Genomic DNA, 17,867 nt, shown 5'->3' with positions numbered 1-17,867 from the left:
CACATGGCCGTCAGTGCCAGTGCTGCACGACGGTGATGCAGCGGTGACCGCCGACCGCGAGGGCGGCGATGATGGCGATCAGTACCGGCACGGCGAGGGCGCCGAGGCCGATGCCGGTCCACAGCAGCCAACCCGCCGCGATGAGCAGGCCGAGGACGGCGAGGCCGAGGACGGCGCCGAAGCCGAGCCAGAAGTGGCGGACCTTGCGGTCGCGTTCGGCGATGGCCTTCTGCCGGGCCTTCCACTGGGCGTAGAGGGCGTCGTGCTGGCGCTGCCGGGCGGCGAGCTGGGCCGGGTTCATCGGGTAGGCCAGCTCGGCCGGGGTGGACGGGTCGACGTAGTGGATGATCCGGGGCATGGGCGGCCGGGTGGCCGGGAGACGCTTGACCATGGATTGATCTCCTTCGATTGATGTGGATGGATTCCAGCCCGCACCGGTTGCGGGGTGGTCAGGGTGGCGCGCGTCAGGCCGCGGCGGGGACCGCCCGCAACGCGCGACGGTCGGCGGCGGTGACGGTGGCGCGCAAGGAAGCCGCGTGGGCGGCGATGGCCGCGCAGGTGCGGTCATCCAGGTAGGCGGTCTTCACGAGCTGCGGGCTGCCGCCTTCGGCGATGAGCAGCCCCGCGCCGGGGTTGTTAGGACTGATCGAGTTGGCCGACCAGTTCTTCTGCGCCCAGCCGTGCCCGAGGACGATGTCCGAGCTGCTGTCGTTGGTGCAGCGCCCGGCGAAGCGCCACGCGAACAGGTCCCGCAGCGACGTCGGGATGATGTCCGAGGATGGGCGTTGGGTGGCGGCGATGACGATGATGCCGACCGCCCGGCCCCGGGCGACCAGGTCGCGCAGCAGCGCGGCGAACTCTTCGCGCTGCTTCTTGTCCCCGGTCGTGGCTGAGTAGTAGGCGATCTCGTCGATCGCGACCACGTAGGGCAGGAACGCGTCCGGTACCCAGATGATCTCCCCGGTGATCGGTGAGAGGGTCTGGATCTTCTCGACGACCTTGCGGCGTTCGCAGTCGAGCAGGAACGCGTACCGGTTGTCCATCATCTTCTGCAACTTGGTCAGCAGGACCAGTGCTTGGACGATGTTCGGGCCGACGAACGCGTCGGCGCATTTGCGCCACTGGCCGAGTTCGACCTGCTTGCCGTCCAGCAGGATCAGCTTGCAGTTCAGGCACAGCGCCGCGTAGGCGACGAGTACGTTCAGCAGCGCCGACTTGCCCGCGCCGGGCTCGCCGCCGATCAGCAGGTTGCGCCAGATCAGCCGGATCAGTACCTGCATGCCGAACTCGTCGATCCCGATCGGGATCGGGTCGAAGATTGACAGGGGCAGGCCGGGCTTGACCGGCCCCAGTGTGGTGTTCGCAGCGAGGACGGGTGGCACAGCTCAGCCCTCAGGCCGCCGACGCCGAAGCCGGAGCGGCGATGCTCCAGGCGTCGTCCTGCGGCGCGTCGGGGATGAACCCATCGTTCTTGCTGCTGCGGTTCATCCGCTGCACCTTGGCCTGAGCAAAGCGCAGGCTCGGGCCGATCTCATCGACGTCCAGGCCGTACGCCGAGCGCTTCTCCTTGGTTTCTTTGTCCTCCCACCGCGACAGCTTCAGACGGCCGGTGACGATGACCCGGGTGCCCTTGGTCAGCGACTCGGCGATGTGCTCGGCCAGGTCGCGCCAGCCGGTGCAGGTCAGGAACAGCGGGTCGCCGTCCTTCCACTCGCCCGACTGACGGTCGAGGGTGCGCGGCGTGGACGCGATGGTGAACTTCACCATCGCGGTGCCATTCGGCAGGAACCGCAGTTCGGGGTCGGCGGTGAGGTTGCCGACCATGGTGATCGTGGTTTCGTTCGCCATCTCAGTTCTCCTTGTCGGTGATGGCTTGCCACTGCACTTGCGCAGGCACCCGGACGCGGGAGGTCATCGGCGACCACCACGCGGCGGTTCGGGTGCCGGGTCTTCGATGTCGGCCAGCTCAAGGCCGACCGGCGGCATCGCCGGCGACACCGGCACGTCCGCGTCGGTGTCGCGCAGGCTCGGGATCAGTAGCGCCAACGGCGACTCCACCCGCCCCGCCAGCGGATCCCGGCGGGCGATGTCGACCCGCAACAGCGCGGCGTACCGCTCCGACGCGGCCGTAATACGGACTTGCTTGGCGATACACGCCACCGCGATCAGCGGCGCCTTGCCCTCCAGGGCCTCCAGCGCAAGGCCGGGACGAAGCCACAGCCACACGCGCTCACCCGCAGGCGTCGGCCGCGCCCACAACAACAGCGGCAACGTCACCGGACGCGAACCACCGGAACGCGCGGCACTGCGTACAAGCGTGGCGAAGTACAACCGCAGCCGGTGACGCACCACCAGACACCACCACCACGCCCACACGAACCGGCGCACCCGGACCGGTGCCAGCACCCCAGCAGCGACCGCGAGCAGAACCGCCGAAGCGATCCACCAGGAACTCAAGTGCGCCAGCGCGACCCAGCCACCGACCACGACTACCGCAGCCGTGCTCTCGATCGACCACCACCACAGCACCCGCAGCACCGGCCAGACTCGCACCAACACCGCCGCGACTAACGCGCACACGAGACCGGTCAGCGCGCCCAGCACCACCGCTAGCAGCAGCGGGCAGAACACGCTCAACACCGCCGTCACCAACGCGTCTGACGCCAGACCCACGACCAGAGCCGCAGTTCCGGCACGCCGGGCATACCACTGCGACACCGGTGGCTCCACGATCGCTACCGCACCGACGGACGAACGGTCGAACAACCTCCCTTTCACGGTGCTCACCTCCTTCATCTAGTAACTGGACTATACCACTTACTGGATGGTGGACTATGCCACTTTGTTTAGAGCTCGGGTAGCAGGGTCTTCCGACATTTCAGGCCTCGATGGGGTACTCCTGTTCGAGGCTCCACACGCCTGGTGGGTAGACCGCCTCAGCGAACTCCAAGATCTGATCCGCCGAGTCGTACACCGTGTGCCGGTAGGCGAGGACCGCGGCCGGAGCGTCGCTTAGCTGAAGGAGCTCCGCTTCTTGAGTCGTCGCTAGCCGGGCAGAGACCTGGTCGCGGGCATATGACGCTTTCCTGCCTGTCGCCGACTCGACGTAGCGGACGCTTCCGATTCCCCCGAGCGAAGCCGGCTCTAACAGTCGAGGGGCATGCTCTGCCAAGGATGCAGGCCACCATGATGTCGAGATCTCCACCGGCCCGACGCCCTCGCGGGAGATCAGCCGGTGCCGCGTCATCACGCGGGCCGGTCGAGCCAGATTCAGTGCCTCTGCCACATGGCCGGGCGCGTCTACGATCCCCACGCCGAGGAGTTCCATCGACTCGTCTTGGGCGTATTGCGCGCCTTGAGCAAGGTAGCGGTGGTACCGATGCGAGGCACGCCGATGGGTGCGAACGTCGCGTACCCGTGTGCCTGATCCTTGCTGTGATTCGATGAGCCCTTCCCGCCGGAGGGTGTCCAGCGCGCGGGTCGCAGTGGGCCGAGCCACCTTCCAGACTTCGGCGATCTTGCGCTCGCTGTCCACCTCATCGCCCGGTTGAAGGTCACCTCGAAGGATCTGATCACGGATATGTCCCGCGATCTGGAGGTACTTCGGAAGAACGACTTTGATCTCAGGCACAGAAATACGCAATCTGGTAGATATCGCCTCTTGTATAGGCCACTGGCCACCTTCAGCTTAGCGCCGTACCGTGGGACCAGTGACTACGACACTGTCCGTCGCAGCAGGCGGCGGAGGCGACGCCCTGGCGGCATTGATCGCCGATCGTGTTCTGAACCCCGGGTCGTCCGAGCAGATAGTCGCCAGCTTCTCGTGGGACCGATACATCCTCGACCCGACACCGGGCCCTAGGACAATCCAAGACTTCGAGGGCCTGGTTCAGCACACCCGGCATGTCTGGGAAGTAACTGCGACAAGCCAACTGCGCACAGGCGGAATCTCTGGTCTAGCGATTCTCGCGCAACACACCGAGGGGCGATTCTTCCTCCTCGACCCCTCACGCGGCGCCGACGGCATCCGGGAGCAGCTCGCCGACCTGGCCGCGTTAGCGTCAGCCTCATCTGTGACCCTGGTCGACGTCGGCGGCGACATCGCCGCGAGCGGACTGGAACCAGAACTGTCCAGCCCGCTTGCCGACTCCCTAGCCCTGGCTGCGGTAGCCGGCCTTTCCCTTCCTGGACAGGTGGTCGTCGGCGGCCCGGGACTCGACGGAGAACTCTCTGGTGACTACGTACGCGCAAGGATGGCGAGAGCGGGCGCAACCAATCGCCGAGTAACCTCACCCGACGTCAAGGCGTACGTCTCCGTCCTCGACCGACACCCATCCGAGGCAACCGCCTTGCTCTCCGCGGCAGCACTCGGAATCGAAGGGCAAGCCGAGATCCGCGACAGCGCGGCACTTGTCCCACTCGACGCCGCCAGCGCTGATCTCCTACTAGCGGACTGCCGCGCTGTCCTCGCCATCAATCAGGTCGCCCAGGCGCTCGCCGGCTCCCGATCGTTCACCGAGGCAGAACACGCGACCCGAGAAATCTGCGGACGAACTGAACTCGACCACGAACGCCGCAAAGCCGCGACACTCACACGAACCGCCTACCGTGCACCCACCGCCACTGAACTTCAAGACCGGATAACTGCACATCGCCTCCGAGCGGTCGAACGCGGCGCCACACTCACAAGCCTCCGCAGGCTAGGCGAGGTAGCTGGGCTGCGCACCTACGAACCGAAGCTCATCCGAGCCGCAGCCGGCGACCTCGCCTACGACGACGTCCCGCTCTGCCGGTTATAGGACGCGCCCAGCCAACGCCTGGCAATCGACCGCAACCTCTTCGTGTCAAGGAACGATCATGGCGTTCTGAGCACGGCATCCGGCACTTCTGAACTGCGCGAACCGTCCATGAGCGTCCACGATCGTCCGACCCTCGGCGCCCGTTGTCACGCAGTTAGTCACCCGCGCCGTGGACTCAAGCTCACCGGTCAAGAGCCGGCCCGTGTCGTCATTCACGACGAGGACAACGACTGAGCCAGGCTCAGGCCAACTTCCGTACACGAGCCGAGCCCAGGGCGATCGCACTTGCGATAGCCATGATGAGCGATCCGGCTATAAAGGGTAGTGCGGAGTTGCCAAATTCGGCCGCGAACCCAGTAGCGAGTTGCGCAAGGGGTTGCAACGATAGGCCCGCAACAACTGTCAGAGCCATCACTCGGCCAAGAAGACGCGGCTCGGTGTAATCATGAATGACGCCTAAATACAACACCAAGGCTACGCCGTTCAGTGCAGCCATTAGCGCCAGTAGGGCCGTGGACACAACGATGTCCGTGAAGGCGATGGCGCCGAGCAAGGGAGCCTGGGCGAGCTGCAGCCAGCAGATCAGCAGGCCGCGTCTGCGTTTGATTGGAGGCACGACTGCCATGAGAACCAGGCCGAGGATTGAACCCGCGCCGAAACCACCGAGCAGGATGCCAAAATCGGCCGCGTTGCCCCTTTCGTGCGCCAGGATCGGCAGGCCCACGGCGAGCTGGCCTGCGGTGGCGAAGTCAATGACCATATCCATGACCACTAACACAGTTAAAGCACCGTGACGAGCGAGGTAACGAATTCCATCCCAAGCTTCACTCATGATCCGCTGGCCCGACGCGGCAATGCTGGCCGTCATGCGTGGTATGGCGAGGCAGGAGATGGCGGAGATGATGAACGAAACGGCGTTGATTATCAGCGCTGTGGAGGGACCGTAGGCAGCAACGATGAGAGTTCCGACCGGAGCTCCGATGAACATGGCGAGTTGGGGGTTGATCTGCATCAGAGAGTTAGCTGATTGCAGGTTGTTGCTATCGACCAGGCTCGTAACAACCGAGCGGCTAGCAGGCAAGAAGGCGCCGCCCGCCGTGCCGGCGATCGCTAGGACAATAGTGATCAGGGTGGTAGAGCCGTTGGTAGCGGCAAGTACTGCCAGCGCGGCGGCGGAGAGCGCACGGACGATATCAGACCAGAACATAACGCGGCGAGGGCTGTACCGGTCGGATATGACGCCGCCAAACAGCGCGGCTAGGGCGGAGGGCACGGCGAAAGCCACCACTACCTGGCTGAGCAGTAGAGGGTCGCCGTACTGGGACAGGATGATGTAGACGATCGCGATGCGCTGCAGTGGATCACCGAAGCAGCTAAGCGCCTGCCCGAACCAGACTGTGGAGAAGCGCCAGTTTCCGTGTAACGGTCCGGTTGCCTGCCTTAATCGGCCTGAAACCGATTGGGCCACACTCATACCGCTTGCTCCTTTTGGTGAGCCGATTCAATCGGCCGGGTAGTGTGCCAGCACGAGCAGACTCAAGGGCTTCGCATTACTATGCTGTGGGCCTGACTGGATGGATTTTTGCATGATCTCGCCGAGCTGGCCGATCAAGTCTTCGACCGTGCGGCGCTCGTCGGGGTTGAGCCAGGTACTTTCATGCAGAATCCTGATGTGCACATGCTGATTTGGATGTTGCGTGACTGCGGTTTGCAGGTCTTCTTCTGCAGCGACCAACGCCGATGAGGCCACTGCGGCCTGCTCTGGCATGGCGGAGAAGTCGGCGACCAACTTAAATCTCAGCGCCACTGCTGCGTAATACTTCTCAATAACGCTGCCGTGGGGGGCGGTATACACTAGTTTAATGAGACCCGCTCGCTCCAGTTCGCGAATGTGGTGATAGATGCGTGGAGGAGTTTCGCCCAACGCGTCGGCAACCTGCTTGTTTGTGCAGGGACGCTGCACTAGTACCCTCAGAATCTTCTGTCGGGTGGCATGAGAAAAGGCCGATATCTGTTCACTGGTAGTGATTTCAAGTTGCGCCTGAGGAACATAACTCTGTGCAGGCATAGCAGGCCCCTGGGATGTTGGTCGACTGAGGTCGGCCCCGATAAGGGGGACCTTATCAGGGTGTCGGATTGTCGTCTACCCCGGTATAGACAAACGGTTGACCAGTGCAAACCTTATGGACAGGGGATCCCGCCAGGGGCTTAGCACTCCGGCGGAAGGTCCGTCTCCGGTATCGGCGACACCAGCTAGTGCTTTACCAGACACTCGACCACCGACCGCGGATGGCGGCGGGCGCATCGGCGTAGTCCTGGCCAGCCAGCGGGCCATGAGTCCGTCCACGGCTTGTTGGGATCCCACACGTTGATCGCCAACAGCACAGCAGTTGCTCCCCGCTGTCATCCCAGTGCCGATCAGCCCGATTTCCAGCGCGAAGACGCTACTGCCCGAAGCCGGCTCGCCGAGCACCGCCCACGGTTGGCGCGGCAGAGCCCGGAATGCAGGCACGATCTCCCGAATGATCGTGCTGGCCTGTCCGGGCAGCGGGGCCTCGGTCTGCCCGCGTAGCGGAAACTGCCGGCAATCACGCCTAACGCGTCATCCAGCACCGTCTCCCCGCTGGCCGCCGATCAGCCCGTCGAAGACCAGGGCGTCCGCAGCGGCCGCCCTCCTGCACACCCTCCGGGTTGCCGCATTGTCTGTCGCCCTCGCGACAGGCCGTCCGATCGGAGGAGGCGTCGATCCTCAGGTCCTGCTGACTGACCTGTCACCACGTGTAGTCGAGTTTACTGCCAGCACGGATTGACGCCGAAAGCCCGGAAACATGCCACTCTCGCTAATTGATCAAGGCAAATACCCTGCTCACGGTATGGCTCGCAACGTGCTGCGGATGGTCGCACCATCCCCCTGAAGGCCCATCGCCAAGCGGCTCGAAAGTCGTTCAGATCGCGCCGTCGTCCTCATTCTCGAAACAGGGAGTAATCGCATTCCAGGCCCCGAACCTGAGCATGTAACTAGTCTTCACCCAAGGTGCTGGCGCATGCGCTTCCCTCGATGCGTTGACACCAACGAGAACGTCCTTATAAGGTTTTGCTTAGCGATCGGGACAAGCCGATCGGACAAAGGAAACCCTTTCACGGAGGTGCACCATGGCTGTTCTCAACAAGGCTGTCAAGGAAGCTCGGGTTGCCGAGAAGACCATCACTGCCTGGGCTTTCGCGTCCTGATTTCAAACCCGTGAAACCCTCCGCCCTGGGCTGCCTTTTGCCCGGGGCGGAGGGTTCGGTTTTACCATTCAACCGACCGGATAGCGAGAGAGTGGTGGCTGACAATCATGCCGGGAATTGATACCTACATCATCAAGACGGTTTCGTGGTGCAACCTGAACTGTTCCTACTGCTACTACTACAACGGCGCCGACACCTCCTTTATGAATCGTCCTAAATACATGGACCGCTCGGTGGTCGAAGCCGCGATTCCCAAGATGATTGATCATTGCCTACGTCGCGGTGTAGACAATATCGAAATCACCTTTCATGGCGGAGAGCCCCTCCTGCAGCCCAAGGAGGACTGCCGGTGGATGATGGAACAGTTCGATCGCGTTGACCAAGCAGGCATCCGAACCCTAAGAAAGATGCAAACCAACGGCGTTATGTTCGATGACGGGTGGGGGGAACTACTCTCGCAGTGGCGTACACGCCTCGGTTTCAGCATCGACGGCCCCAAGATTGCGCATGACCGCTTTCGCGTCGACCATGCCGGCAAAGGCAGCTACGATCGCGCCGTCCGAGGGCTCCAGAAGGCTCTGACCTGGGCTGATAAGGGTCTCCAGGTGGGCGTGGTAAGCGTCGTGGACCCCACGCTATCCGGAGACGTAGCCTACAAACACCTCCGCGAGCTCGGTGTTGGCAACCTCAATTTCCTCTTGCCCGAGGGAAACTATGCCCACCCGCCGTACGAGTTCACCTTCGACAACCCGGAAACGCCGTACGGGAGATTCTTCGCCGAGATCTTCGACGCGTGGGTCGCAGAGAACAACGATGAAGTACGTATCCGCTACTTCGTCGAAATCATGAAAGGAATGCTTGGCCAAGCCCCTTCGACCGACCAGGTCGGCAACGCGCCCGTACAGGTAGCCGTCATCGAGACGGACGGATCAATCGAACCGACCGACAACTTCAAGTCCTGCACCGACCGGCTTACCGACCTCGGCCTCTCCATCTTTCACAACTCCTTCGACGACCTCTACGAGCACGAATTCTTTCAATACTGCACCGACACATCCTCAATCCTGCCGAACGAGTGTCAAGCTTGTCCGTTTCTTGACAGCTGCGGCGCAGGGCGGATATCTACTCGATACAGCGAGGAAGACGGGTTCTCCCGTAAGACCATCTATTGTGCAGACCTGCTGTACCTCTATCGTCACGTACAAAACACACTCGTAGAGAACGGGCACCTATAGACACATGGACGTGAGCCGCACCTGCGGCAGCTCGAATCCTTGTATCCGGTGATCAATGAACCAGGGAAAGATGAGGAACAGCAGAGAAGATCGTGTTCGCTATATGGCGATTGTTGATGATATCCGTGTGGATATCAAATCGGGGCGCCTCAACGAGGGTGACCGCATACCGTCGCAGTCCCAACTGATGGCACGCTACACGGTCACCCGCCAGACAGTGCAAAAGGCCGTGGCGGCGCTTGTGGCCGAAGGACTCTTAATCACCAGGGTTGGCGCTGGAGCTTATGTGCGCGGATTCAATCCGATAGTCAGACATAATCTTGTCAGCCCCGACGATCCCCATGCGGTTCACACCAACAGCGACACCGAGACAACCCTCGATGTCGACCTTGACCTATCACCGCCGCCGACCGTGGTAGCCGCTTTGAGCCTGAACAACGGCGACCCAGCCCTTCGCCACCACCGCCGCGTTACGACCGACGGCCGCACCGTGCGCCTGGCTACAAGCTGGTACCCGCATGACCGCGGAGCCAGCGTCGTCGGGTCCTGCGCCTTCGCGGACCGCCACGCAGCGGATGGCAGGAACGCCGATCGACGTCACCAACCCGTGCGCAGCCGTGAGACCGTACGCTGCCGAATGCCAGATACCGCTGAGCGCGACGCCCTTAGCTTGAGCCCCGGCACACCAGTTGCCGAGATCACACGCCACACCTATGACGAAGCCGGCCGCTGCATTGAGGTGCACGAAATCGTGCTCGACGGATCAGCTCACCTACTCGTGTACGAACTACCGCTTGAGCCGCTTCGGGAGCCGACTTCCGACACTCAAACGGTTGGAGTCAATTGTGACCGTGGGTGACGCTGATCCATGGGCGCAGGCTCTGAGCACGAGAGTCAAGTGCTTGCGTTAGAACGCATGTTCGATTTGATCAAGATTGAGTGCAGAGCCGTGCTCGTCAGCGACAGCTCGAGCCTGTCAGGTCAATCACCTCCGCCCCTTGACGCTTGGGCTCGCGGAGGGAGTCAGAGTCATGGCGGGATGCCGGGCAGCAGCCACCGGCCGGGCTGGAGCTGAAGCCGTTGCACTTCGTCCTCCGACAGCAGCTCCGCCATGACGGAACGTTCGATGCGTTGACTGAAGTGGCCCGACCGCCAATACCACGCACTATCGCCGATGATCTCCACCTGAGGATCACTCCCGGGATTCCTCAACCACATCTTGAACCGCACGTCAGACCTCACCTCCTACTAGGCACACGCTCTTAGCGTATGACGCTAGCGAGCGTGCTTAGTTTCCGTGAAGTCGTCATGCGACCAGCAGGCACACGCCTAGCCTGCGATCATGGCCACCAAGAAGCTCCGGCTCGTTGGGGCACACGAAATCCGCATGATGCTCGGCGGGATCAGCCGCCAGCGCGTGTACCAGATCACCAGCCGCCGCGACTTCCCCACCCCGGTCGCCGAGCTGGCAATGGGCAATGTCTGGCGCACCGAGGACGTCGAAGCATGGATCGCGTCGCGACCCTCCCGGGCGGGCGCCGAGGACTAGCCGCGCGACACCTGTTCAGTCGACAGGCTCAGCGTTTCCGCACCCCGCCGGCCTGGTGATCGCTAGCGTCGCGGGGTGTTCAGACCACCGGTCGAGCCGATGCGAGCGGTGGGCGTCACCGAGTTACCCGAGCCCACAATGTGCCGCGGCGGGTGCGCATACGAACCGAAGTTCGACGGCTTCCGCAGCCTCGCCTTCATCGACGACTCGGGCATCTACCTACAGAGTCGCCAGGCCAAGAACCTCACCCCGTACTTCCCCGACATCGCCGCCGCACTGCATAAATCCGTCGCGCCCGGCACGGTCCTCGACGGCGAGCTGATCGTCTTTGACACGGTGACCGGCCGAACGTCATTTACGGATCTACTCGCCCGTGTCATCGCCGGCCACCAGCTCCTTCGGAGGGCCGCGGCCCGTCCCGCCACCTTGGTGGTGTTCGACGTGCTCGCCGACGCCGGAACCGATCTGACGGGTCAGCCGCTGCAGGAACGCCGCGCCCGGCTCGAACGACTGCTGGCCGCCGCGCCGCCCGCGGTCGCGCTGTGCCCCCACACCACCGACGTGGCAATGGCTCGGACCTGGTTCGACGAGCTCGCCGTAACCGGCGTCGAGGGCCTGGTCGTCAAGGACCTCGCCAGCCGCTACCAACCCGGCCGGCCCGGCTGATGGAAGTACAAACGCCGGACCACGGTCGAAGCCATCATCGCCGGCGTGACCGGCTCCATCGAGGCCCCCCGCACCCTGTTGCTCGGCCGCCTCGACGACCGCAACCGACTGCGCTACGCCGCTCAGACCACCCCGCTCAGGCCCAGCCAACGCCAGGAAGCCGCCCGACTCCTGATCCGGGCTGCCGACAATCACCCGTGGCCACACCCGCTGCCTCCCAGCTGGCTGGGCCAGCTCGACCAGCGCGAAGCGCAGCAGTACGTTCAGGTCCAACCGCTGCTCGTGGCCGAAATCGTCGTCGACCAGGCCTACGAACACGGACGATTCCGCCACGCCGTGCGACACCTGCGCGTCCGCGTCGACCTCCGCCCGGCCGGCGTCGAGCCCTGGCACCCACAACCACCGACCTAATACCTCGACATCGCCGGGCCGCTGACGACCAGTGATGTTGCTACCGTGCTGGCTATGGCGAACCGACGACGGTGGGGCAAAGCAGCGGCCGAAAAGATGTCGCCGGAGGAACGTCAGCAGGTAGAACACGACACCCGGCTGGCGATCTACCGGTTCCAGACCGACGCATACCGGAACCTGCGGTACAGCATCGCCACTGCGATCATCATCTTTGGCCTGTTCGTCGGTTCCGATGTCTTCCTCGGCAACGCCGACGGTGCGCGGCTCTGGCCATGCCTGGTCTTGTTGTTGTCCGCCGCCCTCAGCGCGGGCCACTTCGCGGCGTCCGGCACGCGGCCGCGGCTGGCTTTGCAGCTACTGCTGGCCGCGGTCCTCACGACCATCGTCGGCGTGATCCTCCTAGTCGCCGTCAGTAGCGGAGCCCGCTGATGGCGCTGACGGTGGAGCCGGCAGCGCTGACCGGATACGCGAAGCAGCTCGAAGGCGCGGCCGAGGACATGACCGCCATCAAGGGTTATGTGGCCACTCATGCCAAAGAGGTGACCGGTGGCGAACTGATCCAGATCGCCTCGGGCAGCCACCAGTAGGCGATCACCACGGTGAACGCCACGCTGACCCGCCTGGACGCAACCGTCCGCGCCTCTCATCCCGAGCTCACGGCAGCGGCTCGGTACTACCTCGCCACCGATCACCAAGCCGCGGCCGTCGTCGACGCGTCCCTGCCGACCGCGCTCGGGCAGTGCCAGACGCCGCTGGAGTACGAGTTCAACGCGATCGTGTGCAAACCGGTCCCGTTCACCGACCCGCGACAGGTGACCGATCGTCTCACCGCGCCACCGGAGCCGGAGAATCCGTCGAACTCGCTCGGGTTCATGGACTACCTCAGCCCGACCTCGTGGGCCATGAAGGGTTTCGACATCGTCCTGGGCTTCGACCCGATCAGCTGGCTCCAGGAACGGTTCTCCGGCGACTGGGAAGCCGTAGCGACGATGGCACCCGTTCTCAGCAACACCAGCGCCGCCCTGCACGACCTGGCCCTCAATATCCAATCCGGCGCCACCACGTTGCGCCCGCTGTGGCAGGGCAACGCCGGCGACGCCGCGTACGACTACTTCACCGACCTGTCCACCGGCATCGTCGCCCTGCAAGAGCCGCTGCAGCAGATGGCCACCGAATACACAGCCTTGGCCGACGCGGTCTGGGCAGCCGGTGAGGCCCTCGGCGGCATCATCAAAGGCATGGTCGACGCTGCCATCATCGCGGGCATCGCCGCCGCCGCGGGCACTGCCACGTCGTGGACCGGCGTGGGTGCCGTCGCCGGATACGGGGTCGCCGGCCTCGAAGTCGTCAACCTGCTCAACCTGTGGGGCAAGGCAACCGAGCTCTACCAGCTCGCCGGCGCGGCCGTCGCCGGCTTCCGAGCCAAACTCGGATCGGCGCTGAACGACCTCGACACCATCACCCTGCCTACCCTGCCCGGCGGTACCGGCTACCAGCACCCGGTAGCAGAGGTGGCCGCATGAACCCCGAAATCCTCGACATGGCCGGCGGCGACTCCTACCGCGCCCGCGCCATCGACCGGCTACTCGCCTCGATTGCCGACGGACCCAACGCCGTACTTCGCGAGATGGCGTCCGGCGTCCGCAAAGGCGACCTCTCGCTTCGAGACGCCGCCTCAAGCTCGATCTACAGCGAGGCTCTCGCAGATCAGTTCGACACCTTCTGGCAGCGATACCAGACACTCACAGCAGAGGAACAGCAAGACCTGCTCGCAGAAGGTCACCGGTTCATCGAGCAGTCAGAACCAACGGAGCCCGACGAAGCTGGCGGTATTACTCCGTGACGTCACACCACGGCCGTCCGACATAGTCGCCACCGGTTGTCACCCGCTTAGACACTCACGGCGCGGGCGTTCAGAGTCGGTTCGCGCTGCTTGACCTCTAGTCTCGTCTGGTGACTCCGTGGTGGGCAAACTTGATCAGTGTTGCGATCGGCGCGCTCGTTGGTGGTGGGGCAAGCCTGTGGGGTGTGAGGATCGTTCAGGATCGTACGGATGCACGTGAGCAGTATAGAATTGAGGTTGAAAACGAGAGAGAACGGCGCAAACTTGCCTCGGAGCGTCCGTCTAGGTTGCGGCCAGACCGCATCGCGAACCTTTACGAGATCGGCAACCTGCTGCACGATATTAATGCTTCCCTCGCGATTCTCTTTGGCCGCAGCGAGCATGATGATTCGTACGACTGGGACTCAGTAGCCGCCCGCGCAGCAAGTCACGCTTCAACGGCCCGCCTCATGGATATTCGCATTCGCTTGCTCTTCCAAGGTGACGAGCTGGTGGACGAATGGAACAGTTTGCATGCGGCCTTGCTGAGTTTAGAGGGCGCTGTGGAACACGGATATCAGTTGGTGCCGGCTAAGTGGTTCACCGAGGAGAACGAACGCCAAACCTGGGGCTTGATTGTTGACGCAGGCAGGAAAGTCGACGCTTCGGCCACCGATATCGACCGCGCTATCAGGAAGGCGATGTCGAAGATCGACAACGAGTAGACAGGACTGACGCATGCTTGAGGCCAACCCTCAAGGTAGGACCTCTTGCCCCCAAGCCCCTCTTGATCTTGGCTAAGCTGGCGCGTTTGCTGCACGAGCTTCGAAGGTCGGTCCGCCCGCGCCACGGACTCAAGCCGGGCACCCTCATACTCGCCTCATGCCAGGTGAAGTGTTCCGAGACGTAATCTTCCCGTTTGAGGACGATCGCTTCCCCCAACACCTCGGCGCGGTGATTCAACGCACCGTGCTCACGGGCCAAGAGCCGGCCCGTGTCGTCATTCACGACGAGGACAACGACTGGCTCGTCGGGGATGGAGTCAACGACCCGAACGACGGAGCGAGCGTCGTGGCCTGCATGAAGCATCTCGCGGATACCGACCCAACCGTCGCCGAACTCGCGAGTCTTCCACTCGGCCACATCGCAGAGCGCGACGAACCGCTCCATCCATGGACCATCAGCGTTCACCAGTGGCCCGACGAGTAGATCCCTCGCTTGTAAGTCCTGAGCGACTCGTCCGGCGCGGTCCGCCTGTGGTCGTGAGCTGGGACAGCCGTACGTGGCTGCCCCGCTCAAACCGCGCTCGTCCGGGCCGGTTGCTGTCATCGTTGCTGTCAGGGCTACCATCCGGCACTGACCGCAGGTACTCGGAGCCCGCTATGTGATACCTCTGCGTCGCACAGCCAGGCACCCAAGATCGAAGCTGCGACCGAGGGACTTGCTGGCTGCCTTGCAGCGTCCGGACTCAGTCGCGGCTCGCCCAGCCGCGGTTACGTGAGCGGTTGCCGGTCAACCCGTACCGTCGGAGGACGTGGCGTCCACGTGGCACTTCCTTGGGGCAGCAATCGAAGCAGACTGGCTGGAGGCATGGGCCGCCGCGGTTGGCTCGGTCGGCACGGTTGGCACTTTAATCTATGCCGCAAGGGGATTGAAGCGCGAACGAATCGCCCGTGAAGCCGATGTATCAAGACTTAGAAACGAACAGTTGAGCAAAGAGGAGGCTCAGGCCCGCACGGTCATTGTTCATCAGCCTGTGTGCAGTGGCATCCAATTTCAGAAGATCGACGAAGTTGTGGTGTCGATTAACAACTATGGCGACGCACCGATCTTGTCACTGACGGCTCGTATTTGGTGGGAAAATATGCCCTACGGCGAGGGCGATTGGCGGCAGCAGAAGTATCCGGACACCATTCGAGTCATTGAGGCCGGCGGCGACACGCGGCTCGCCTGGAGCGTCGAAATTCCGTGGCCGGAGGGCGTGTCCCTCGAGTCCATACAGCGAGGTATCAACTGCGAGGTGACGTACACCGACACGCACGGCCTCATGTGGACCCGCGGGGAGCAGGGCGACCTCCGGCGCGTCCACTAAGCCAGCGGTGGCGTAGTTGAGCCGGTGAGGCCGGCGCGTGTAAGACCCCCGTCGGACGAGGAGCGGTCCCGACCCCTTCGCCGCCGTTCACTCGGGCAGCTTCGCGCGCAACTGCCGGCACGTCCGGAGGATCTCGTCTCGGTTACCGGCCGCCTTGATCCAGGCAGGAAGTTTCTCGAGCAGGCTGGTGAAGGAGCGTTCCGGACCGCGCTCACGCTGCCGAGCACGGACATAGTCCTCGATAAGGTCGAGATGTTCGCCGTGATACGCCCACAGGGTCTTCCCTCCGCAGCAATTGGCCCGCAACCACAGCGGCTGCTGGAAGAACGGATCGATCGGACCTTCCCAGTACCACGGGCTGGATGAGGTCCATGAGTCGTAGTAGGCGCATCCGGTGCAGGTCAGCCGTCGGGGCCAGAACATCGAATATCGAGATCCGTCCGAGTGCGGCCGCACGATGGCAGGGCCAGCGCAACGAGGGCAAATGACGATGACGTCACCGGACGCGAGGGTGGCGAGGTGGGTCCGCGGGTCGCGAAACCGATGGCCGTCGGACGGCAGCGGCGCGGTCATCTCATCATCATCGCGGCCTACATGACCAACTCGGCGGAGTCACCCTCTACGCCGCGCCGGCTGGAGTCCTTCGTCCCGAACGAATGATCATGGAGGGTTTGCCGGCGGTGTGACCACTTCTGAGCTGCGCAGACGGTCCGTCGGAGTCCGTGGTCGTCCGGCGCTGTGCTCCTCGGTCGTCACCCATTTAGTCACTCACCCCTTGTCGCGGCCATCGCCTAGCCTGCCAAGCATGAAGGCGACGACCGTTGCGGCGTGGCTGGGACTTGCGGTCAGCATTCTCAGCCTCTGGCTTGGCGTGGTCCGTACTTGGTTGAAGGACCGAGCGGCTACTCCCCGGGTGCAGCTCGATCTGATTCGCGCTCAGCTCAAGTCAGGTCCGACCAACGAAGTTCGACTCCTAGTCACGAACCAGGGGCCAGCCGTCATGAAGCAGGTTAACGTTCAGGTGTTCGACGAAGACGGAAAATCTCTGGAACTGACTGAGCCCGACGTCTCGGCCTTATGGCCCAAGATGCCGGTACGGGAGCTGCATCCCAATCAGTCGCTGTATCTGACGCTTACTCGGTCGCTCGCGACGCGGGACGCTCGACAGGCACTCGTACGATGGCACGATCGACGCCGCGGCCAGCAGTCATCCATGATCCCGCTCTCCTACAACCGGATCTGACGCAGGTCGAACACCGTCAGCTTGGGAATCTCGTTGATCTGTGACGACTTCATGGTGTTTGGGTGCTTTTCTGGCAAAGGGGCTGTCTACGGATCATCGTCGTAGGTACCGCTGTTCACCCTTGGTACCTGGTCCATCGGGCACGTAGCAGACACGTTTGACGTTCCTCATCAGGAACTCCGTAGCTTCGGCGAAACCCCGTTCATGACGGTCGTAGCTACGTCATCATAGGTTGATGGATTCTCGATCGTCGAATCTCCGATGAGATGGCCGCTGAGCCGGACTGCCTTGCGCGCGGACTAGCCATCGGCGGTCTGCTTCTTGGGGTGGCTAACGCTGCCTGGAGTGTCTATAGCTGGCGACGTTCAGGTCCCTGGCTTCGCGTGGTGGCTACGCTCACTCTCAGGACTGGGAATCTCGCGGTCGAGATTAACAATGCCGGGCGGTCCGATATTGAGGTTAGAGCGATCACTCTTAAATGGCGGGGTGATCCGGCGTGGTCATTTGGATCTATTCAGATTTGGCCCAAGACGAGTAGTCAACAATTAGATAACACTCCGCGAACAATCAAAGCGGGGCATGCCGAGCCTCCGCTAATATTTAACGAGGTTCAGTTGCCAAGTGGTTTGGGTCAGGCGGCACTCGGGAGGCAAGCTGTCGTGGTGGTGTTGACGCCTCTAAAGAGCTACCGTGCCTTCGTTTTCACGGACCCGCGCCCTCTTCCCGGAAGCCCTTGATCGGCCGTTGGGTGTCAAGGAAGCCTTGACACCCAACCCTCGGGCCCCGATGTCGTGGAGTCGGTGACGGGTCCGGCGGCGT

General features: G+C 63.1%; 23 protein-coding genes. 14 read left to right on the top strand and 9 right to left on the bottom strand.

Features of this window, described 5'->3' with window-relative positions; genetic code table 11:
• Nucleotides 1-10: 10 nt before the first annotated feature.
• From EDD30_RS28455 to EDD30_RS28435, 5 genes are all read right to left on the bottom strand, one after another.
• Nucleotides 11-391, bottom strand: coding sequence for a hypothetical protein (locus tag EDD30_RS28455; protein ID WP_123678553.1), 381 nt, complete (start codon nucleotides 389-391; stop codon nucleotides 11-13).
• A gap of 73 nt (nucleotides 392-464) precedes the next feature.
• On the bottom strand, nucleotides 465-1,382 hold the full coding sequence (locus EDD30_RS28450; RefSeq protein WP_123678552.1) for an FtsK/SpoIIIE domain-containing protein: 918 nt from the start codon (nucleotides 1,380-1,382) through the stop codon (nucleotides 465-467).
• 10 nt (nucleotides 1,383-1,392) lie between these two features.
• Nucleotides 1,393-1,848 carry a single-stranded DNA-binding protein gene (locus EDD30_RS28445; RefSeq protein ID WP_071808608.1) on the bottom strand — a complete coding sequence of 152 codons (456 nt, stop codon included), beginning with the start codon at nucleotides 1,846-1,848 and terminating at the stop codon, nucleotides 1,393-1,395.
• A 63-nt stretch (nucleotides 1,849-1,911) separates the two neighbouring features.
• Nucleotides 1,912-2,796, bottom strand: a complete 885-nt coding sequence (locus EDD30_RS28440) for a hypothetical protein (protein WP_071808609.1) — start codon at nucleotides 2,794-2,796, stop codon at nucleotides 1,912-1,914.
• Nucleotides 2,797-2,878: 82 nt separating this feature from the next.
• Nucleotides 2,879-3,631 carry a GntR family transcriptional regulator gene (locus EDD30_RS28435; RefSeq protein ID WP_071808610.1) on the bottom strand — a complete coding sequence of 251 codons (753 nt, stop codon included), beginning with the start codon at nucleotides 3,629-3,631 and terminating at the stop codon, nucleotides 2,879-2,881.
• A gap of 79 nt (nucleotides 3,632-3,710) precedes the next feature.
• Here EDD30_RS28435 and EDD30_RS28430 point away from each other — a divergent pair, with 79 nt between their 5' ends.
• A complete protein-coding gene (locus EDD30_RS28430; RefSeq protein ID WP_170047624.1) occupies nucleotides 3,711-4,799 on the top strand; it encodes a DUF1152 domain-containing protein in 1,089 nt (362 codons plus the stop codon).
• 241 nt (nucleotides 4,800-5,040) lie between these two features.
• Here EDD30_RS28430 and EDD30_RS28425 read toward each other — a convergent pair whose 3' ends face one another.
• Both EDD30_RS28425 and EDD30_RS28420 read right to left on the bottom strand, forming a co-directional pair.
• Nucleotides 5,041-6,273, bottom strand: a complete 1,233-nt coding sequence (locus EDD30_RS28425; RefSeq protein ID WP_071808611.1) for an MFS transporter — start codon at nucleotides 6,271-6,273, stop codon at nucleotides 5,041-5,043.
• A gap of 27 nt (nucleotides 6,274-6,300) precedes the next feature.
• Entirely contained in the window at nucleotides 6,301-6,867 is a 567-nt protein-coding gene (locus tag EDD30_RS28420) for an ArsR/SmtB family transcription factor (protein WP_071808612.1), read from the bottom strand.
• A 1,270-nt stretch (nucleotides 6,868-8,137) separates the two neighbouring features.
• On the opposite strand from EDD30_RS28420, the gene EDD30_RS28415 reads away from it, so the two are divergent.
• Both EDD30_RS28415 and EDD30_RS28410 read left to right on the top strand, forming a co-directional pair.
• Nucleotides 8,138-9,265 (top strand): radical SAM protein, encoded by a 1,128-nt coding sequence (locus EDD30_RS28415; protein WP_071808613.1) that lies wholly within the window; start codon nucleotides 8,138-8,140, stop codon nucleotides 9,263-9,265.
• A gap of 55 nt (nucleotides 9,266-9,320) precedes the next feature.
• The gene (locus EDD30_RS28410; RefSeq protein WP_084557302.1) at nucleotides 9,321-10,124 is read left to right on the top strand and encodes a GntR family transcriptional regulator; all 804 of its coding nucleotides are present in this window, start codon (nucleotides 9,321-9,323) and stop codon (nucleotides 10,122-10,124) included.
• A gap of 170 nt (nucleotides 10,125-10,294) precedes the next feature.
• Here the strand turns inward: EDD30_RS28410 and EDD30_RS39360 are convergent, their stop codons facing one another.
• The gene (locus EDD30_RS39360) at nucleotides 10,295-10,450 is read right to left on the bottom strand and encodes a hypothetical protein (protein WP_170047626.1); all 156 of its coding nucleotides are present in this window, start codon (nucleotides 10,448-10,450) and stop codon (nucleotides 10,295-10,297) included.
• Between the two features lie 157 nt (nucleotides 10,451-10,607).
• Between EDD30_RS39360 and EDD30_RS28405 the strand changes: the two genes are divergently transcribed.
• The 10 genes from EDD30_RS28405 (at nucleotide 10,608) to EDD30_RS38460 (ending at nucleotide 15,805) form a co-directional block, all read left to right on the top strand.
• A complete protein-coding gene (locus EDD30_RS28405; RefSeq protein WP_071808616.1) occupies nucleotides 10,608-10,814 on the top strand; it encodes a helix-turn-helix transcriptional regulator in 207 nt (68 codons plus the stop codon).
• Between the two features lie 75 nt (nucleotides 10,815-10,889).
• Entirely contained in the window at nucleotides 10,890-11,480 is a 591-nt protein-coding gene (locus EDD30_RS40950) for an ATP-dependent DNA ligase (protein ID WP_244945429.1), read from the top strand.
• Between the two features lie 45 nt (nucleotides 11,481-11,525).
• Nucleotides 11,526-11,891 carry a hypothetical protein gene (locus EDD30_RS40945; protein ID WP_244945428.1) on the top strand — a complete coding sequence of 122 codons (366 nt, stop codon included), beginning with the start codon at nucleotides 11,526-11,528 and terminating at the stop codon, nucleotides 11,889-11,891.
• 54 nt (nucleotides 11,892-11,945) lie between these two features.
• Nucleotides 11,946-12,320 carry a hypothetical protein gene (locus EDD30_RS28395; protein WP_143162970.1) on the top strand — a complete coding sequence of 125 codons (375 nt, stop codon included), beginning with the start codon at nucleotides 11,946-11,948 and terminating at the stop codon, nucleotides 12,318-12,320.
• On the top strand, nucleotides 12,320-12,478 hold the full coding sequence (locus tag EDD30_RS39355; protein WP_170047628.1) for a hypothetical protein: 159 nt from the start codon (nucleotides 12,320-12,322) through the stop codon (nucleotides 12,476-12,478). The genes EDD30_RS28395 and EDD30_RS39355 overlap by 1 nt, the downstream gene beginning before the upstream one ends.
• A 12-nt stretch (nucleotides 12,479-12,490) precedes the next feature.
• The gene (locus tag EDD30_RS28390) at nucleotides 12,491-13,414 is read left to right on the top strand and encodes a WXG100 family type VII secretion target (RefSeq protein ID WP_071808618.1); all 924 of its coding nucleotides are present in this window, start codon (nucleotides 12,491-12,493) and stop codon (nucleotides 13,412-13,414) included.
• Complete coding sequence (locus EDD30_RS28385) at nucleotides 13,411-13,734, top strand: hypothetical protein (RefSeq protein WP_071808619.1); 324 nt, start codon at nucleotides 13,411-13,413, stop codon at nucleotides 13,732-13,734. Before EDD30_RS28390 ends, EDD30_RS28385 begins: the two co-directional genes overlap by 4 nt.
• Before the next feature lie 110 nt (nucleotides 13,735-13,844).
• Nucleotides 13,845-14,438, top strand: a complete 594-nt coding sequence (locus EDD30_RS28380; RefSeq protein WP_143162971.1) for a hypothetical protein — start codon at nucleotides 13,845-13,847, stop codon at nucleotides 14,436-14,438.
• A 157-nt stretch (nucleotides 14,439-14,595) separates the two neighbouring features.
• On the top strand, nucleotides 14,596-14,922 hold the full coding sequence (locus tag EDD30_RS28375) for a hypothetical protein (protein ID WP_143162972.1): 327 nt from the start codon (nucleotides 14,596-14,598) through the stop codon (nucleotides 14,920-14,922).
• Nucleotides 14,923-15,247: 325 nt separating this feature from the next.
• The gene (locus tag EDD30_RS38460) at nucleotides 15,248-15,805 is read left to right on the top strand and encodes a hypothetical protein (RefSeq protein WP_143162973.1); all 558 of its coding nucleotides are present in this window, start codon (nucleotides 15,248-15,250) and stop codon (nucleotides 15,803-15,805) included.
• An 87-nt stretch (nucleotides 15,806-15,892) separates the two neighbouring features.
• Here EDD30_RS38460 and EDD30_RS28365 read toward each other — a convergent pair whose 3' ends face one another.
• Nucleotides 15,893-16,378, bottom strand: coding sequence for a hypothetical protein (locus EDD30_RS28365; protein WP_071808623.1), 486 nt, complete (start codon nucleotides 16,376-16,378; stop codon nucleotides 15,893-15,895).
• Nucleotides 16,379-16,610: 232 nt separating this feature from the next.
• Here EDD30_RS28365 and EDD30_RS38455 point away from each other — a divergent pair, with 232 nt between their 5' ends.
• Nucleotides 16,611-17,048, top strand: coding sequence for a hypothetical protein (locus EDD30_RS38455; RefSeq protein WP_143162974.1), 438 nt, complete (start codon nucleotides 16,611-16,613; stop codon nucleotides 17,046-17,048).
• The last annotated feature ends 819 nt before the right edge of the window (nucleotides 17,049-17,867 follow it).

It is taken from the genome of Couchioplanes caeruleus (genome assembly GCF_003751945.1).
GTDB classification, from domain to species: Bacteria; Actinomycetota; Actinomycetes; order Mycobacteriales; family Micromonosporaceae; genus Actinoplanes; species Actinoplanes caeruleus.
The sequence above is the reverse complement of the archived record's forward strand: the minus strand, read 5'-3'. Positions and strand labels throughout refer to the sequence as shown.

Bases quoted from the DNA above. Each gene is read 5' to 3' on its own strand.
- EDD30_RS28410 (WP_084557302.1), top strand. From the start codon at position 9,321: ATGAACCAGGGAAAGATGAGGAACAGCAGAGAAGATCGTGTTCGCTAT.
- EDD30_RS39355 (WP_170047628.1), top strand. From the start codon at position 12,320: ATGGCGCTGACGGTGGAGCCGGCAGCGCTGACCGGATACGCGAAGCAG.
- EDD30_RS28420 (WP_071808612.1), bottom strand. From the start codon at position 6,867: ATGCCTGCACAGAGTTATGTTCCTCAGGCGCAACTTGAAATCACTACC.
- EDD30_RS28405 (WP_071808616.1), top strand. From the start codon at position 10,608: ATGGCCACCAAGAAGCTCCGGCTCGTTGGGGCACACGAAATCCGCATG.
- EDD30_RS28365 (WP_071808623.1), bottom strand. From the start codon at position 16,378: ATGACCGCGCCGCTGCCGTCCGACGGCCATCGGTTTCGCGACCCGCGG.
- EDD30_RS28395 (WP_143162970.1), top strand. From the start codon at position 11,946: ATGGCGAACCGACGACGGTGGGGCAAAGCAGCGGCCGAAAAGATGTCG.
- EDD30_RS28375 (WP_143162972.1), top strand. From the start codon at position 14,596: ATGCCAGGTGAAGTGTTCCGAGACGTAATCTTCCCGTTTGAGGACGAT.
- EDD30_RS28415 (WP_071808613.1), top strand. From the start codon at position 8,138: ATGCCGGGAATTGATACCTACATCATCAAGACGGTTTCGTGGTGCAAC.
- EDD30_RS28385 (WP_071808619.1), top strand. From the start codon at position 13,411: ATGAACCCCGAAATCCTCGACATGGCCGGCGGCGACTCCTACCGCGCC.
- EDD30_RS28445 (WP_071808608.1), bottom strand. From the start codon at position 1,848: ATGGCGAACGAAACCACGATCACCATGGTCGGCAACCTCACCGCCGAC.
- EDD30_RS28425 (WP_071808611.1), bottom strand. From the start codon at position 6,273: ATGAGTGTGGCCCAATCGGTTTCAGGCCGATTAAGGCAGGCAACCGGA.
- EDD30_RS38455 (WP_143162974.1), top strand. From the start codon at position 16,611: ATGAAGGCGACGACCGTTGCGGCGTGGCTGGGACTTGCGGTCAGCATT.
- EDD30_RS28440 (WP_071808609.1), bottom strand. From the start codon at position 2,796: ATGAAGGAGGTGAGCACCGTGAAAGGGAGGTTGTTCGACCGTTCGTCC.
- EDD30_RS28455 (WP_123678553.1), bottom strand. From the start codon at position 391: ATGGTCAAGCGTCTCCCGGCCACCCGGCCGCCCATGCCCCGGATCATC.